The sequence below is a fragment of the Klebsiella sp. NPDC088457 genome, from assembly GCF_044900465.1.
GTDB lineage: Bacteria > Pseudomonadota > Gammaproteobacteria > Enterobacterales > Enterobacteriaceae > Klebsiella.
Window position 1 is genome coordinate 20,001 of record NZ_JBJDNH010000001.1, and the last position, 14,493, is coordinate 34,493.

General features: G+C 58.5%; 16 protein-coding genes and 1 riboswitch. Of the genes, 7 read left to right on the plus strand and 9 right to left on the minus strand.

What is annotated here, in order from left to right; genetic code table 11:
• The first annotated feature begins 2 nt into the window (after positions 1–2).
• Entirely contained in the window at positions 3–1,328 is a 1,326-nt protein-coding gene (locus ACI2JR_RS00095; protein WP_462477525.1) for an MmgE/PrpD family protein, read from the plus strand.
• On the opposite strand, the gene ACI2JR_RS00100 is transcribed toward ACI2JR_RS00095, so the two are convergent.
• The 9 genes from ACI2JR_RS00100 to ACI2JR_RS00140 form a co-directional block, all read right to left on the minus strand.
• On the minus strand, positions 1,315–2,076 hold the full coding sequence (locus ACI2JR_RS00100; RefSeq protein WP_132730984.1) for an amino acid ABC transporter ATP-binding protein: 762 nt from the start codon (positions 2,074–2,076) through the stop codon (positions 1,315–1,317). The genes ACI2JR_RS00095 and ACI2JR_RS00100 overlap by 14 nt on opposite strands.
• Positions 2,069–2,995, minus strand: a complete 927-nt coding sequence (locus ACI2JR_RS00105) for an amino acid ABC transporter permease (RefSeq protein ID WP_462477526.1) — start codon at positions 2,993–2,995, stop codon at positions 2,069–2,071. Before ACI2JR_RS00105 ends, ACI2JR_RS00100 begins: the two co-directional genes overlap by 8 nt.
• A complete protein-coding gene (locus tag ACI2JR_RS00110) occupies positions 2,992–3,888 on the minus strand; it encodes an ABC transporter substrate-binding protein (RefSeq protein ID WP_462477527.1) in 897 nt (298 codons plus the stop codon). Before ACI2JR_RS00110 ends, ACI2JR_RS00105 begins: the two co-directional genes overlap by 4 nt.
• A gap of 286 nt (positions 3,889–4,174) precedes the next feature.
• The gene (locus tag ACI2JR_RS00115; RefSeq protein ID WP_462477528.1) at positions 4,175–5,497 is read right to left on the minus strand and encodes a type II toxin-antitoxin system HipA family toxin; all 1,323 of its coding nucleotides are present in this window, start codon (positions 5,495–5,497) and stop codon (positions 4,175–4,177) included.
• Positions 5,497–5,754 (minus strand): type II toxin-antitoxin system antitoxin HipB, encoded by a 258-nt coding sequence (gene hipB / locus ACI2JR_RS00120; protein ID WP_462477720.1) that lies wholly within the window; start codon positions 5,752–5,754, stop codon positions 5,497–5,499. Before hipB ends, ACI2JR_RS00115 begins: the two co-directional genes overlap by 1 nt.
• Before the next feature lie 192 nt (positions 5,755–5,946).
• Positions 5,947–6,507: an RNA polymerase sigma factor gene (locus tag ACI2JR_RS00125; protein WP_462477721.1), complete on the minus strand. Its 561-nt coding sequence runs from the start codon at positions 6,505–6,507 to the stop codon at positions 5,947–5,949.
• Positions 6,508–6,512: 5 nt separating this feature from the next.
• Positions 6,513–6,929, minus strand: coding sequence for a hypothetical protein (locus ACI2JR_RS00130; RefSeq protein WP_462477722.1), 417 nt, complete (start codon positions 6,927–6,929; stop codon positions 6,513–6,515).
• Positions 6,930–7,092: 163 nt separating this feature from the next.
• Complete coding sequence (locus ACI2JR_RS00135; RefSeq protein WP_462477529.1) at positions 7,093–7,464, minus strand: VOC family protein; 372 nt, start codon at positions 7,462–7,464, stop codon at positions 7,093–7,095.
• Between the two features lie 22 nt (positions 7,465–7,486).
• Entirely contained in the window at positions 7,487–7,627 is a 141-nt protein-coding gene (locus ACI2JR_RS00140; RefSeq protein ID WP_165905762.1) for a hypothetical protein, read from the minus strand.
• A 313-nt stretch (positions 7,628–7,940) separates the two neighbouring features.
• Positions 7,941–8,042: riboswitch (TPP riboswitch) on the plus strand.
• Between the two features lie 66 nt (positions 8,043–8,108).
• On the opposite strand from ACI2JR_RS00140, the gene ACI2JR_RS00145 reads away from it, so the two are divergent.
• From ACI2JR_RS00145 to ACI2JR_RS00170, 6 genes are all read left to right on the plus strand, one after another.
• Positions 8,109–8,804: a TenA family protein gene (locus ACI2JR_RS00145; RefSeq protein WP_462477530.1), complete on the plus strand. Its 696-nt coding sequence runs from the start codon at positions 8,109–8,111 to the stop codon at positions 8,802–8,804.
• Positions 8,801–9,526 carry an ABC transporter ATP-binding protein gene (locus ACI2JR_RS00150; RefSeq protein ID WP_462477531.1) on the plus strand — a complete coding sequence of 242 codons (726 nt, stop codon included), beginning with the start codon at positions 8,801–8,803 and terminating at the stop codon, positions 9,524–9,526. Before ACI2JR_RS00145 ends, ACI2JR_RS00150 begins: the two co-directional genes overlap by 4 nt.
• The gene (locus ACI2JR_RS00155) at positions 9,523–10,266 is read left to right on the plus strand and encodes an ABC transporter permease (protein ID WP_132730977.1); all 744 of its coding nucleotides are present in this window, start codon (positions 9,523–9,525) and stop codon (positions 10,264–10,266) included. The genes ACI2JR_RS00150 and ACI2JR_RS00155 overlap by 4 nt, the downstream gene beginning before the upstream one ends.
• 26 nt (positions 10,267–10,292) lie before the next feature.
• On the plus strand, positions 10,293–11,228 hold the full coding sequence (locus ACI2JR_RS00160; RefSeq protein ID WP_132730976.1) for an ABC transporter substrate-binding protein: 936 nt from the start codon (positions 10,293–10,295) through the stop codon (positions 11,226–11,228).
• A gap of 305 nt (positions 11,229–11,533) precedes the next feature.
• Positions 11,534–12,919, plus strand: coding sequence for a diaminobutyrate--2-oxoglutarate transaminase (locus ACI2JR_RS00165; protein WP_462477532.1), 1,386 nt, complete (start codon positions 11,534–11,536; stop codon positions 12,917–12,919).
• Between the two features lie 9 nt (positions 12,920–12,928).
• The gene (locus ACI2JR_RS00170; protein ID WP_462477533.1) at positions 12,929–14,410 is read left to right on the plus strand and encodes a pyridoxal phosphate-dependent decarboxylase family protein; all 1,482 of its coding nucleotides are present in this window, start codon (positions 12,929–12,931) and stop codon (positions 14,408–14,410) included.
• Positions 14,411–14,493 lie beyond the last annotated feature (83 nt).

Below are 14,493 nucleotides of genomic sequence, written 5' to 3' on the forward strand. Positions count from 1 at the left end.
CGATGAGCTTAACCCGGGCGCTGGCCGCCCTGATTGTCGATACATTGCCTTCCGCCGACGCGCGCGCGAAGGCCCGTACGGGATTGCTGGATTTTCTCGCCGTCACGCTGCCGGTGACGCGCGGAGATATTGATGATCCCGGGTTGAAAAGTTTGCGCCAGGTTTACCCGGCGGACGATGCCCGGAGCCGCGCGCTGCGGCTCGGCTATGCCGGGCACGCGCTGGATTTCGATGATTTTCATCCCGATTTTCGTGGACATCCCTCTACCGTCATCCTGCCTGCGCTGCTGGCGCTGGCGGCTGAACGACCGGATATCGACGGCGACCGGTTTCTCGATGCTTATGTCATCGGGGTGGAAGCCGCCGGGCGCCTCGGACTTGCTGCCGGGCCACAGCATTATACCCTCGGCTTTCATAGCACCGCGACGCTCGGCACCATCGCCGCGGCGGCGGCCTGCGCACGGCTGGTCGGGGCGGATGAACAAAATAGCGCCGTGATACTGGGGATTGCCGCCACCCAGGCCTCGGGGCTGCGGGCGCAGTTTGGTAGCGAGGTTAAACCGCTCCACGCCGGACTGGCGGCGCAGGCCGCGGTCAGCGCCACATCGCTGGCAATAGCAGGATTTCACGGCCAGGCAGATAAAGTCCTGGACGCTTTCCTCGCCGCCTGCTGTGCCAATGTGCAGCAAACGGAAAAGCTCACCGCCGGCTGGGGCACGCCGTGGCGCATCGTTCACCCCGGGCTGGAATTCAAACCCTGGCCGACCTGCGGCGGAACGCACGGCGCCGCCGATGCCGCGCGCGCTATTCGCCAGGAGTGGTTGCGGCAGGGAAAAAGCCTTGCGGCGCTGAAGCAAGAGCTGGAAAAGATCGAAGTCTCTTTCCCGCCCGGCGGCGATATTGCGGCCTCTGTGCGCCAGCCGGGCAACGGCATCGAAGCCCGCTTTAGTCTCGAATATGTGATTGCCGCCAGCCTGCTGCGTGAGACGCTGCTGCTGGCCGATTTTTCGCAAGGCGCGCTTGATCCGGAAATTGCCGCGCTGGCACGGACCGTTGTCCGCCGCCCGGACCTCACCGCCCCGCCGGACGAGCTGAATCCGGCGGCCCGTTTTCACCAGGTGACGATCTTTTTACGCACCGGTCACACGCTACAAAAGCGCTTTACCCGCCAGCAAAGCCTGGCTATTCCTTTCGATTTAGCCGGTAAAGTACGCACCTGCTTATCGCGGGCGACGGACGCGCAGCGGGAAGAGGTGGCGGCGCTGAGCCGGCTGGAAAGCCGTGACAGTCTGTCACGGCTTACTGATTTACTCTTTACAGAACGGTAGACAGGAACTCCCGGACACGGACGTTTTCGGCATCATCCAGCACCGTTTTACTCGGCCCCGAGGCGACGATTTTTCCGCCCTCCATAAAGACGATGTTGTCCGCGACTTCGCGGGCAAAACCAATTTCGTGGGTGACGATGACCATCGTTATCCCGGAATGGGCCAGCTTTTTAATCACCTGCAGCACCTCCCCCACCAGCTCCGGGTCCAGCGCGGAGGTGGGTTCATCAAACAGCATGACTTCTGGATCCATCGCCAGCGCCCGGGCAATCGCCACGCGCTGCTGCTGCCCGCCGGAGAGCTGCTGCGGCCAGTCATCTTCGCGGTTGGCCAGCCCGACCTGCTGCAGCAGCGCGCGAGCCTTGCTCAGAACCTGCTGACGATGTTGTCCTTTCACCCGCAGCGGCGCATCGGTAATGTTCTGCAGCACGGTGCGGTGCGGAAACAGATTAAATTGCTGGAACACCATACCGGTGCGGCTGCGCTGTTCGGCGATTTTCCGGCTGCTCAGCTCATACAGCGCATTGCCTTTTTGCTGATAGCCCACCAGTTCGCCGCCGATGCGGATCGTGCCGCCGTCCAGCTTTTCCAGATGGTTGATGCAGCGCAGCAAAGTCGATTTGCCCGAACCGGACGGCCCAAGGATCACGGTCACCGACCCGGCTGGAATATCGAGATTGATGTCATCAAGAACGGTATTTCCCGCAAAACGTTTACTGACTTTACGAAATTGAATCGCCTCACCCATGGCTGGCCTCTCCTGAATTAAGCCTGACGGCGACGGTATGCGGTCGGGATTTGCGTTTCGCCTTACGGTGGCTGCTGCGGCTGAAATAGCGTTCGACGTAATACTGGATCACCGAAAGCAGCGAGGTTAGCAGCAGATACCACAGCGTGGCGACCAGCAGCAGCGGGATCACCTCATAGGTTCGCTGATAAATAATCTGCGCGGAAAACAGTACATCCTGCAGGGAGATCACCGACACCACCGCCGTGGTTTTCAACTGACCAATCACCTCATTGCCAGCCGGAGGCAGGATCGCGCGCATCGCCTGCGGCAGCACGGTGTGGCGGAAGATCTGCGCCGGACGGTAGCCGAGCGCCCGCGCGGCCTCTACCTGGCCGACGCTGACGCTCTGGATACCGGCGCGGATAATTTCCGCGGCATACGCCGACTGGTGCATCACCAGCGCAATCACCGCCGCGCTAAACGGGCTGATGAGCGAATTGGCCGACGCGCTCCAGATTTCCCCTCCCCACGGCAGCGAGAGTGAAATAGTGGGATAGAGCGCGGCGATGTTGTACCACAGAAACAGCTGAACCAGCATCGGTACGCCGCGGAAAAACCAGGTGTACCCCCAGCTGACGGCAACCAGTACCGGATTGGAGGAGAGACGCATTAGCGCCAGCACGGTGCCGCCGGCAAAACCGCAGATAACCGAGATGGCCGTGAGCTGCAGGGTCATCAGCACGCCCTGCAGTATCGATGGTCCGGTAAAGTTTTCGGCGATTATCGCCCATTCAAAGCGCGGGTTGTGGAGCATGGAGTTCGCGATAGCGACCAGCGCCAGCACCACGATCAGGGCGCTGATCCAGCGCCCGATATATCTTTTACTGACGATCCGCAGTTCTTCCGGCTGCTGACCGCGGTGGGTATCGCTGCTCATCCGAAAATCTCTTCGTTACGTTTCGACTCGGTGACGGCACCGAAACCGATTGACCATTTGTCGAGGATCTTCTGATACGTGCCGTCTTTAATCAGCGAATTGATCGAGGCCTGGATCGCGTCTTCCAGCGGCGACTGTTTTTGCAGCGCGACGGAGACCGGCGCATCATCAACGTGAATTGTTCCGCTCAGCGCCAGCGCTTTTACCTGGCTGACCTGATAGGTCAGTCCCTCATACGGGCCAAAGAACATCGGCACCCGGCCGCTGACCACCGCCTGGACGCCCGATGGCCGATCCGGGAAGACAGCGATTTTAATCGGATTTTTGCCCGCATCCGTACAGGCTTTGCTGGCCGCTTCAAGCCGGGCGATTTGCGTGGTGCCGGCGCCAGCGCCGATCTCCGCGCCGCAGACCGCATCAAAGGAGGTAAACGGTGCGATACTGGCGTCTTTGCGCGAAATCACGCCAAGACGCGAGGCATCGTAATAGCTGACGAAATCAACCTGCTCAAGGCGTTTGCGGGTCGCATTGATGTTAGACAGCGCCACGTCATAGCGGCCTGATTTGAGACCGGGAATAATGTTGTCGAAACCGCCGGTATCCTGCCAGCGAACCGTCACGCCGAGACGCGCGGCGCCGGCATTCATCAGGTCGATCTCGCGACCGGCCAGCGTTTTATTATCTTCCTGAAAAAAGGTGGTCGGCGGCGTATTGGGGTTGGTACCCGCCACGATATAACCGCGTTGAATAATCTCCGCCGGCAGTTTGCTTTTCAGCGCCTCATCCGCAGTCACCTGGAAAGTCGAATAAGAAGGAACATTTTGCTCAGCGGCCCAAACGGTAGATAAATTCCCGGCAAGCAGCGCCGGGAGGAATAATTTGCATAACTTCATGGCGAGACCTATTCGTGGTTGCAAAATCCTGGAGAAAAACCGCGCTAATATCGCGGCTAAAGAGACAAGGTCCGTACCGTTTTAATTTCATGCTTAAAGTTACGCCTGACCTGCCTTAGAACCAATTCTGCAAGGACAGACCTTTTACTGACAAATGATAAAATTAGCTAAGGTTTCCACTAATATGGCTAACGCGCTCCGCGCGGAAAGGAAGTGCGTCGCCATGCTGGCCGCGGTGTTAACCGGGGAGAGGATGAACGTGGGGAATATTTCAGGTCAGCATTCGCTAACCCTGCTCGAGCGCGCTCTGCAGCCGGGCATGAAGCCTGAGTAAGTGCGAAATAATCACCTCATAGACCGGTTGGGAAAAATCGGGCGGTAATGACCCTTTTGCCGTATCGATAGCCCGCGGGATATTATCGGCAAAATCATGCAGAATTTCCAGCATCTGCTCCTGCGCAAACCCCACCTCTTTGGCGGTGGCTAAAAAGTGACGGGGATAGAGGGTATGAATGTCCGTTTTGCGCCCTTTGCTCGCTTTCAGGCTCATCGACAGCTTGAGATCGCTCATATGCAGCCCCGCGCCGCCCAGCACCGGAAAGGCGGAGATAATATCGTAGAACGGGGTTAACCGGTAGCTGCCGCCCGGCTGGAGGAAAATCGAAAAGTTCTTGGCGTGCCCATCGGTGGCGCCAATCAGCCATTGAAAAACGATAAACTTCATAAAATCATAGCGATCCTTCAGGGCGTCGCTCGAACCCAGCAGAAAGTCCATGATTCGGCGAATGCCCGGACCGCCGTCTGACTCATACTTAATGGATGATGGAATGCCAAAAGCCTGGCACAGATCTTCCTGCGGTAAACGCAGCAACACCGTGTTTTCCCGCGCCCAGCGGCGGTCAAAACGTTCCACCGCCAGCGCGCGGATGCTGGCGGTTTGCATAATTTCGGCATCCGGTACCGCGAAACCCAGCGCCCGGGCGAGTGCCAGACACAAATATTCGTTATCCACGCTCTCGCTGAGATCCAGCACCGCGTTAGGCTGCTTTATTTCGCCGATAGGCAGCTTAATAATGTGGGTGGTGGGCGTGGTGCCGGTGGGAATGCACCATTGGCCGTCGATGTTCAACAGCGCGGTTTTTTCCTGCGCCCCGGCCACCGAGATCCTGAAATCATCCTGCTCGTTGACCATTCCGAGAGGAATATCGGACTGATAGGCCGTCAGCAGCGCTTCCAGGCTACGGCCATCCAGAGGCTCCCAGCTTAATGCTCCCCGGTCGGCGTTTTCTCCCGGCGGCAGTAACGTCACCGCCCCGACGCTATCGCGGCCGATCTCGGCCAGCAGATCAAAGGGCTGCTTTGAGCGCGCCTGGTAGCGTTTAACAATCCGCTCCCGCACTTTTGGGCTATCCGGCAACAGATTATCAAAGTAGTTAAACACCGCATCGGCGGTGATGTTGCCGTACTGCAGCGGCAGCGACAGCGAGAGTGGACGGGCGCGAGGACTGCGCATCCAGCTCTCCTGATAGCGGAAAACGTGCGCCCCGTTACTCTGCTTGATCAGCTCGCCGACGCGTTCATTGTTCATCCATGTTACGAGGGTTGCCATTACCACTCCAGATCCTGTGGGCTATCGTCTTTTACCCCAACGGCCGGCGCATTTTTTTCGCTCAGCACCATCGTCATTTCAAGCGATTGTAAAATTTTAAACAGCGTCACTAAGGTGGTTTTGTCCGGATGGTTTTCGAAGTTAGAGATGGTCGCCTGCTTTATGCCAATCCGCTTCGCCAGATCGCTCTGCGTCCAGTGGTTGTTCTGCCGGATCAGCTTGAGGTAGTTAGCCAGCTGAACCGGGCCATATATCATCGGTGAAATGCTCACACGCTCTCCTTATCCTCTCCTGGGGATAAAAGCATATTTATACCCTGGTGAGGATAATGTCAATCGGCAAAAATATCCTCTTGTGGGTATAATAACGGCAATATCCCCAGCAGGGGATATCAGAAGTATAAAAAGGAAGGAGAAAACCCGGCCGCCCGCAGCGACGACCGGAGGAGCCTAGTCGGCAATCAGTTCATCATAGAGGACGCGCAGGCGCGTGCGGAGGTAGAGAACGGCTTTATGTTTACGCGATAACAGCGTCTGCTCGCTGACCCCGCTCTCTTCCGCCAGCGCCTTATAGCTGTAGCCTTGCAGCTCGGTTTTCTCAAACACCTCGCGCTGGGCCGGCGGCAGTTCGCCAAGCGCCTGAGTCAGCTCTTCCCACAGTAGCGCTTTAAGGTACTCCTCTTCCGGGGTGTACGGTACGCCGAACAGCGTCTCTGAGATCTCATCTTCAGGCCGCTCGCCCTCCTCTGCAGCGCTAAAATAGCCCGCGAGCGGCAGCTCGCGTTTTTTGCGCGCCCGGTCGGTCATTTCGTTGCGCGCCGCACGGAACAGCCAGGCAGCCACGTTCTCCACCGGTTGTTCCACGGTCATCAGCTGGTAAGTGACTTCCTGCAGGATATCATCCGCATCAGCGCGCACCGAGGTTCGGCCGCGAATGAAGGCTTTCAGCCGTGACCGGCAGGCGTTAAGCGCCGAAATAAGCAGCGACTCCCCCGCCATCCCGGTTTTCATCTCGCTCACTCGACAGGCGTCGTTTTCGCGGCGTCATCCCGCGGCGGGGCTTTCCCCTCCCGCCGCTCGCGCCAGCCGCACGGCCCGCGTTGGCTGAAGCGCTGAACGAACTCTTCACGCTGTTGCGGGCTCATGTTCATCCAACGTTCGTGCATCCGCCGCCGTTCGCGCGCCATACCGAACATTCCAGGGCGAAAACCGAGGCCGCCAAATAGAATGCGCGACAGGGCCAGAATGCCCAGCGCCTGCCAGAAGCCGATGCTCTTGACGCCGAGAATCGCCGGCAGCAGCGCGTTCCACAGCGACATCACCAGCAGCCCGAGGATGGCGATCAGCGCCACACCCACGATCAGCGGCTTCGCCATTCGATGGCCACCGAAGCCGCGACCGCGGTGGTGCCCGTGCATATCAAAACCTCTCATCATCGTATGACCTCATTACAGTAGTGAATCGTGATAGGTGGAGAGGTAGACGAATGAGCAACGGAAATATTGCCAGGAAAATGACAAAATCAACGCATACGCTTGGCTATGGCGCATAGCGGATTGATATTATTGATAAACGACCGAAACCGTCGGCAATACGCTAAATCTCCTGTCCGACCATCAGCCGGTGGCCATCGGGGGTGGCCAGCAAAAATTCACGCATGCCGTGGGGCTTATCGGCCGGCGGCTGCAGGATAAGCGCCCCGTTCTGCCGCCATTCATCGTGTAGCGCATCAACATCGGCGACGTTGAGGTAGGCAAAATAACTGTGGTCGCCCAGCGCTGAGGGGCTGATGGCATCCGGGCAATGGCCGAGCATCAGCCTGACGCCGTCGCGGACCATCAACTGCCAGTCCGCCCCTTGCGGCCACTGCGCGGTAAAACCCAGCGCATCGCGAAAATAGTCGACGTTTTTTTGCAGATCGGGGACGGCAAGCACAAACGCAAAAGGTTTTAGTCCTGAGTCGGTCATTTTTCACCTCCATGCTGATATGTTACAACGGATGGCCCAGCCAGCGCTTTTCAAACAGCGGCCTGGAGCGCAGGCTTGCCCGGCGCTGCGCGTATTGTTGATAGATGCCGATCATGTTCTCAGCACAAACATCGTTCAGGGCAGGCTTTGCATCGGGCTGCACGCGGTTTATCTCCTGACATTCGGTCGCCTTGCGCCAGATAAAACGTCACTGTATTACCCCCTTCATTGCTGGCGGTATACCGCGCTTTGTCCAGACTATAGCCAGTAGCATTATCAGGCCCTCATTTTCAGCCGGGCGTTGTCTTTCATTCTGGACAAAAAACGGGGTTTAACCACCTGCATGGCCCATATAAACGCCAACAGGCTGCCGACGAAAGGCTTTCTACGAATAAAATTCGTGACAACGTCACAAACCGAGCGACGCTGGCGACCGCTTTCGGGATTGTAATCAAAAAATGAATGCCGTATAACATGACGCAACCGAGGGGTGTCCCGTGAGGGCTGAGATGGCGTAAGCCGAACCCTTTGAACCTGATCTGGGTCATGCCAGCGAAGGGACGGGTCGGCAATTTTGCCAGTTTACCGCCATTGCCTGTTCATACTTCTGCACGCCCGGATCTCCCCTTGTATCAGGAGGTCCTGTGATTCTTCCCGTTTTTACCCAAGGTCTTTATGGTCGTCTGCGCCAGCAGGCCGGTCGCGACTGGGAACGCTACGTTGCGCATCCCTTCTTACGCCAGCTTGCCGATGGCACCCTGCCCGAAATCGCCTTCCGACGCTATCTGACTCAGGATTACCTGTTTCTGATCCATTTTGCCCGCAGCTACGCCCTGCTGGTCAGTAAGCTGCGTACGCTGCCGGAAATGCGCGCCGCCGCCGCCTCGATGAATGCCATCCTTGGCGAGCTGCCGCTGCATGTCGGCTATTGTGCGGGCTGGGGGCTCGATGAAGCCACTATGGCCGGCGAAAACAAAGCGGCGGAGACGGTCAATTACACTCGCTATGTCCTGGATATCGGCCATTCCGGCGATGCGCTGGATCTCCTGACGGCGCTGATGCCCTGCGTCGCCGGCTATGCCGAAATCGGCCTCGGTCTGCTTCACGACCCCGCCACCCGTCTCAGCGATAACCCGTACGCCTCGTGGATTCGTAACTACGGCGACGAGGGCTACCTCAACGGCGTCAATGCCGCGGTCGGCCTGCTGGAAACCGTCTGGCAACAGCGCGGCGGCGAAGCGCGGTTCGCCGAGCTGAGCACCATTTTCACCACCGCCGCTCGCCTGGAAGCAAACTTCTGGCAGATGGGGCTGAATGCCGCGGCGGAGGGTCAGGCGTGAATGCCCCCACGATTCAGGTCCGGGAGTTAGGCCTGCGCTTCGGTTCGCGGGTGATTTTCACGGATCTGTCATTTGATATTCCCGGCGGAGAGTGGATTTCGCTGCTGGGCGCCAGCGGCGCCGGCAAAACCAGCCTGCTGCGGATTATCGCCGGATTAGCCTCCCCGACTCACGGTCAGGTGCACGCCAGCGATGGGCTCCCCATTGCGCAGCGGCTGGCGTGGATGGGGCAAAAAGATCTGCTCTATCCGTGGCTGAGCGTACGCGATAACGTGGCGCTCGGCGCCCGGCTTCGCGGTGAACGGGTCGACAGCCAGCGAGTGGCGACCTTATTAGAGCAGGTGGGCCTCAGCCATTGCGCCGACGATCGCCCGGCTTCGCTCTCCGGCGGAATGCGACAGCGGGCGGCGCTGGCGCGCACGCTGTATGAAGATCGCCCCATTGTTTTAATGGATGAACCGTTCTCGGCGTTGGACACCATTACCCGCACGCGAATCCAGAACCTGGCCGCCGGGCTGCTGGTGAATCGTACCGTGGTGCTCATCACCCACGACCCGATGGAAGCCTGCCGGCTCAGCCATCGGCTGCTGGTGCTTTCGCCGCCGGGAGGCATTGACGATGCGCATCATCTGACGGGGGTACCACCGCGCGCGCCGGACGATCCCGTACTGCTGGCCAGCCAGGCCGAACTACTACAACAGCTGGTGAGGGGGAACGGATGAGAGGCAAACTGTTGCGCGGCGGGGTGGTGTTTTGCGGCCTGCTGCTGCTGTGGTGGCTGGTCAGCCGCAGCGGCATCCCCGCTTTCCTGCTGCCCTCGCCATCGGCGGTGGCTAACGCCCTGTGGGTCAACCGCAGCTGGCTGGCCTGGCATACCCTGATCACCGTCAGCGAAATTCTCAGCGGTCTGGCGCTCGGCGTAGCGCTCGGGGTGGTGCTGGCGCTGTGCATGATTATCTCGCCGCGCTTTCAGCGCTGGCTGATGCCGCTGGTGCTGACCAGCCAGGCCATCCCGGTTTTCGCCCTCGCCCCGCTGCTGGTGCTGTGGTTCGGCTTCGGGATGAGCGCCAAGGTGATGATGGCGGTGCTGATTATCTTCTTCCCCGTCACCTCGGCGTTTTTTGACGGCCTGCGGCGGGTCAATCATGACTATCTCGATCTGGCGCGAACGATGGGCGCCTCTTTTAGCGCCCAGCTGCGTCACGTGCGTCTGATGGCGGCGCTGCCGGCGCTCGGTTCCGGCCTGCGTATGGCCGCCGCGGTCGCCCCGATCGGCGCGATCATCGGGGAATGGGTGGGCTCCGCCGAAGGGCTGGGCTACGTGATGCTTAACGCCAATGCGCGCATGCAGACCGACGTCTGCTTTGCCGCGCTGTTTATTTTAGTGCTGCTGACCGTCCTGCTTTGGCTGGCGGTGGATGCTTTCTTGCACCGGCTGATCGACTGGACGCCGGAATCGTGACTCACAAGGACAATGAAGGAATCGCCATGAGTAAATCCCTTATCGCCACAATGGCCTTCAGCGCGCTGTTCAGCGCGCAGGCGCTCGCCAACGAGAAACTGACGCTGGTGCTTGACTGGTATATCAACCCTGACCATGCGCCGATTATGGTCGCTGAACAGATTGGCGCCTTTAAAGAGCAAGGGCTGGACGTCAGGATCGTGCCGCCATCCGACCCGGCGCTCCCGCCGCGGCTGGTGGCCGCAGGCCAGGCGGATCTGGCGATCACCTATCAGCCGCAGGTACACTTTTTTGCCGATGAAGGCCTGCCGCTGGTGCGGGTCGGCACATTGATTAATTCGCCGCTGAACACGGTGATCGCCCTCGATAAAAACATTAACACCCCTGCCGATCTAAAAGGAAAAAAGGTTGGCTATTCGGTCAGCGGAATTGAGCAGGCAACCCTGGCAACCATGGCGCAAAACGCCCATATCGACCCGCAAAGCATCAAGCTGATTAACGTCAATTTCCAGCTGACCAGCGCCCTGCTGGCCGGTCAGGTCGATGCGGTGATTGGCGGCTATCGCAATATTGAGGCGCTGGAGCTTAAACTTCAGGGTAAAGACCCGCGGGTGATGAATGTGGAGGATTTTGGCGTCCCGGCCTATGACGAGCTGGTGATTGTGGCCCATCGCGATCGAATTCACGCGGCGAAAATTAAAAAATTCCTCGTTGCCTTGCAAAAAGGCGTGGCGTATCTGCACGCCCATCCGCAGGAGAGCTGGCAAGCTTTTGCCGCCGCTCACCCGGAGCTGAACACCGAACTGAACAAACAGGCCTGGCTGCAAACGGAACCGCTGTTTGCCCGCGACCCGGCGGCGCTGGATAAGCCGCGCTATGAAGCTTACGAACAGTTTTTATATAACAATAAGTTGGTTAAAAAAATCACACCTTTAACCCATTATGCGGTTGAACTGTATTGAGTAACCATACTGCTGGCGGAAGTATTTTCGCCAGCGCATTCAACGAAGCGGTATTAAACCCGGCCGATTTCCTCACTAAGAATTACACTTTTAATGGTTTTATCACACTTTAAATACTTCATTAAAATCAATGAACTATCATCTATTTTCGTTATGTAAAAATAACGTAAAAATACCTCAATAAATAAAACATTGAATGCAGATTTAAAAAGCCATATATTGTGCGCGCTTTATGCATGGCGATTCAATTTCTTAAACCAATTATTCAACCAGTGTTCAACCGCAACGCTGGTTGTGGGAGTGATATGATGACGGATAAAGTCCGTATTGATACTTTAAGTGCAGATTTATTGGACGCAAACAACGAAACCTTTTTGGCCCGTCAGGCTGAATTCGAATCGAACGTCAGGAGTTACCCGCGCAAGCTGCCGCTGGCCATCGCGAAAGCGGAAGGCGTGTGGCTGACCGATGCGGATAACAAGCAGTACCTGGATTGTCTTGCCGGTGCTGGAACCCTGGCGCTGGGCCACAACCACCCTGATGTGCTGCAGAGCATCCAAAGTGTCATTACCAGCGGCTTGCCGTTACATACTCTCGATCTGACGACTCCGTTAAAAGATCGCTTCTCCGAATACCTGCTCTCCTTACTGCCTGGGGAAGGTAAAGAATACTGCCTGCAATTCACCGGCCCATCCGGCGCTGACGCCGTAGAAGCGGCCCTGAAGCTGGCGAAAAAATATACCGGCCGGACGTCGGTCATCAGCTTCTCCGGCGGCTACCATGGGATGACCCACGGCGCGCTGTCGGTAACCGGTAACCTGTCGCCGAAAGAAGCGGTCAACGGCATGATGCCGGAAGTGCAGTTTATGCCGTATCCGCATCAGTACCGCTGCCCGCTGGGTATCGGCGGTGAAGCGGGCGTCAAAGCGCTGACTTACTACTTCGAAAACCTGATCAACGACGTGGAAAGTGGCGTGCGTAAACCGGCTGCGGTCATTCTCGAAGCCGTTCAGGGCGAAGGCGGCGTGAACCCGGCTCCGGTCGAGTGGCTGCAGCGCATCCGCAAAGTGACCCAGGAACACGGCATTCTGCTGATCGTTGACGAAGTTCAGGCTGGCTTTGCCCGTACCGGTAAACTGTTTGCCTTCGAACACGCCGGCATTGAGCCGGACATCATCGTGATGTCGAAAGCCGTTGGCGGCGGTCTGCCGCTGGCCGTTCTGGGTATTAAGAAGCAGTTCGACGCCTGGGAACCGGGCCACCACACCGGCACCTTCCGCGGCAACCAGCTGGCGATGGCTACCGGCCTGACCACCCTGCGTCATCTGAAAGATAACGACATTGCTGGCAAAGTCGCGGTACAAGGCGAGTGGCTGAAAGGCAAACTGGCCGACATGCAGAAACGTTTCCCGGTAATGGGCCACATTCGCGGCCTGGGTCTGATGATCGGGATTGAGATCGTCAACCCGAACGAAGCCCAGGACCATATGGGTTGCTACCCGGCTGACGGCGCGCTCTCCGCCCTGCTGCAGAAGAAGTGCTTCGAAGCGGGTCTGATCCTCGAGCGCGGCGGCCGCGGCGGCTGCGTCCTGCGTCTGCTGCCATCGCTGCTGATCAGCAACGCCGAGCTGGAAATTTTCCTCGACAAATTTGAACAGGCCATGCTGGCCGCCGGTGTCAAACCGGTCTGAGTGGAGCGAGTGACCGCAATGTCCAAATTGAATCCGATTCTTGCTGGTTCGGCACAAAGTATTGAGGCCTATCAGCAGGTTATCGCCCAGACCAGCCAGGCCGTCGCGCAGTGGCTGCAGCAGCCTGAGATGTATCAGGGGAAAAGCGTCGCCGAACTGCGCGAACGTATTACCCTTGAGTTCACCGAGCAGGGTTTGGGTAACCAGGCGGCGATTGAACGTGCGATCGAGTACTTCCTGAAAGACAGCCTGTCGGTGCATCACCCGCAGTGCGTGGCGCATCTGCACTGCCCGAGCCTGGTCGTCAGCCAGGCCGCGGAAGTGCTGATTAACGCCACCAACCAGAGCATGGACTCCTGGGATCAAAGCCCGTCGGCGACCATCATTGAGATGAAGCTGATCGAATGGCTGCGCGCTCAGGTGGGCTATCCGGCGGGCGACGCTGGGGTGTTTACCAGCGGCGGCACCCAAAGCAATCTGATGGGGCTGATGCTGGCGCGCGATGCGTTCTTCGCCCGCCGGGGTCACTCAATCCAGCAGGACGGGCTGCCGGGCGATGTGCGTCAGTACAAAGTGCTGTGCTCTGAAAACGCCCACTTCTCGGTGCAGAAGAACATGGCGCTGATGGGCCTCGGCTACCGCGCGGTCACCCTGGTGAAAACCGACCGTTTCGCCCGGATGGACGTTGACGACCTGAAAGCGAAAATTGCCGCCGCGCAGGCCAACGGCGAGCAGATCATGGCGATCGTCGCCACCGCGGGCACCACCGACGCGGGCGCGATTGATCCGCTACGCGAGATTGCCGGCGTGGCGGCGGAACATCAGATCTGGCTGCACGTGGATGCGGCATGGGGCGGCGCGCTGCTGCTCTCTGAGCAGTATCGCGACTATCTGGACGGTATTGAATGCGTGGATTCCATTACCCTGGACTTCCACAAGCAGTTCTTCCAGACCATCAGCTGCGGCGCGTTCCTGTTAAAAGACGCGCGCCACTACGAGCTGATGCGCTATCAGGCGGCCTATCTGAACTCCGAGTTCGATGAAGAACACGGTGTACCGAACCTGGTCGCCAAATCGCTGCAAACCACCCGCCGTTTCGATGCGCTGAAGCTGTGGATGGGCCTGGAAGCGCTGGGGCAGAAGCAGTACGCGGAGATCATCGATCACGGCGTGACCATGGCAAAAAATGTCGCTGAATACGTCGCCAGCCAGCCGACGCTGGAGCTGGTTATGGAGCCGCAGCTGGCAAGCGTGCTGTTCCGCACGCGCCCGCAGCAGATGGCCGACAGCGATGATGCCGCTATCGCCCTGCTCAACCAGCGCGTCGGCGACGCGCTGCTGGACTCCGGCCGCGCCAACGTTGGCGTGACCGAGCACAACGGCGTCACCTGTCTGAAGCTGACGCTGCTGAACCCGATCGTCACCCTTGATGACGTCAAGGTCTTGCTGAGTCTGGTTGAGCGCACCGCGCAGGAACTGCTGGCGCAATAAGCGCTTCCCCGGGTGCGACACAACCCGTCGTTGCAGAAGCCGATAACGCTGGTTATCGGCTTTTTTTTGTTTTTTTCCCACCG

What these genes read in the sequence shown, in the direction of transcription:
- ACI2JR_RS00095 (WP_462477525.1), top strand. Translation starts at nt 3, where the DNA reads ATGAGCTTAACCCGGGCGCTGGCCGCCCTGATTGTCGATACATTGCCT.
- ACI2JR_RS00155 (WP_132730977.1), top strand. Translation starts at nt 9,523, where the DNA reads ATGAGAGGCAAACTGTTGCGCGGCGGGGTGGTGTTTTGCGGCCTGCTG.
- ACI2JR_RS00115 (WP_462477528.1), bottom strand. Translation starts at nt 5,497, where the DNA reads ATGGCAACCCTCGTAACATGGATGAACAATGAACGCGTCGGCGAGCTG.
- ACI2JR_RS00165 (WP_462477532.1), top strand. Translation starts at nt 11,534, where the DNA reads ATGATGACGGATAAAGTCCGTATTGATACTTTAAGTGCAGATTTATTG.
- ACI2JR_RS00105 (WP_462477526.1), bottom strand. Translation starts at nt 2,995, where the DNA reads ATGAGCAGCGATACCCACCGCGGTCAGCAGCCGGAAGAACTGCGGATC.
- ACI2JR_RS00110 (WP_462477527.1), bottom strand. Translation starts at nt 3,888, where the DNA reads ATGAAGTTATGCAAATTATTCCTCCCGGCGCTGCTTGCCGGGAATTTA.
- ACI2JR_RS00135 (WP_462477529.1), bottom strand. Translation starts at nt 7,464, where the DNA reads ATGACCGACTCAGGACTAAAACCTTTTGCGTTTGTGCTTGCCGTCCCC.
- hipB (WP_462477720.1), bottom strand. Translation starts at nt 5,754, where the DNA reads ATGATATATGGCCCGGTTCAGCTGGCTAACTACCTCAAGCTGATCCGG.
- ACI2JR_RS00130 (WP_462477722.1), bottom strand. Translation starts at nt 6,929, where the DNA reads ATGAGAGGTTTTGATATGCACGGGCACCACCGCGGTCGCGGCTTCGGT.
- ACI2JR_RS00100 (WP_132730984.1), bottom strand. Translation starts at nt 2,076, where the DNA reads ATGGGTGAGGCGATTCAATTTCGTAAAGTCAGTAAACGTTTTGCGGGA.
- ACI2JR_RS00160 (WP_132730976.1), top strand. Translation starts at nt 10,293, where the DNA reads ATGAGTAAATCCCTTATCGCCACAATGGCCTTCAGCGCGCTGTTCAGC.
- ACI2JR_RS00125 (WP_462477721.1), bottom strand. Translation starts at nt 6,507, where the DNA reads ATGAAAACCGGGATGGCGGGGGAGTCGCTGCTTATTTCGGCGCTTAAC.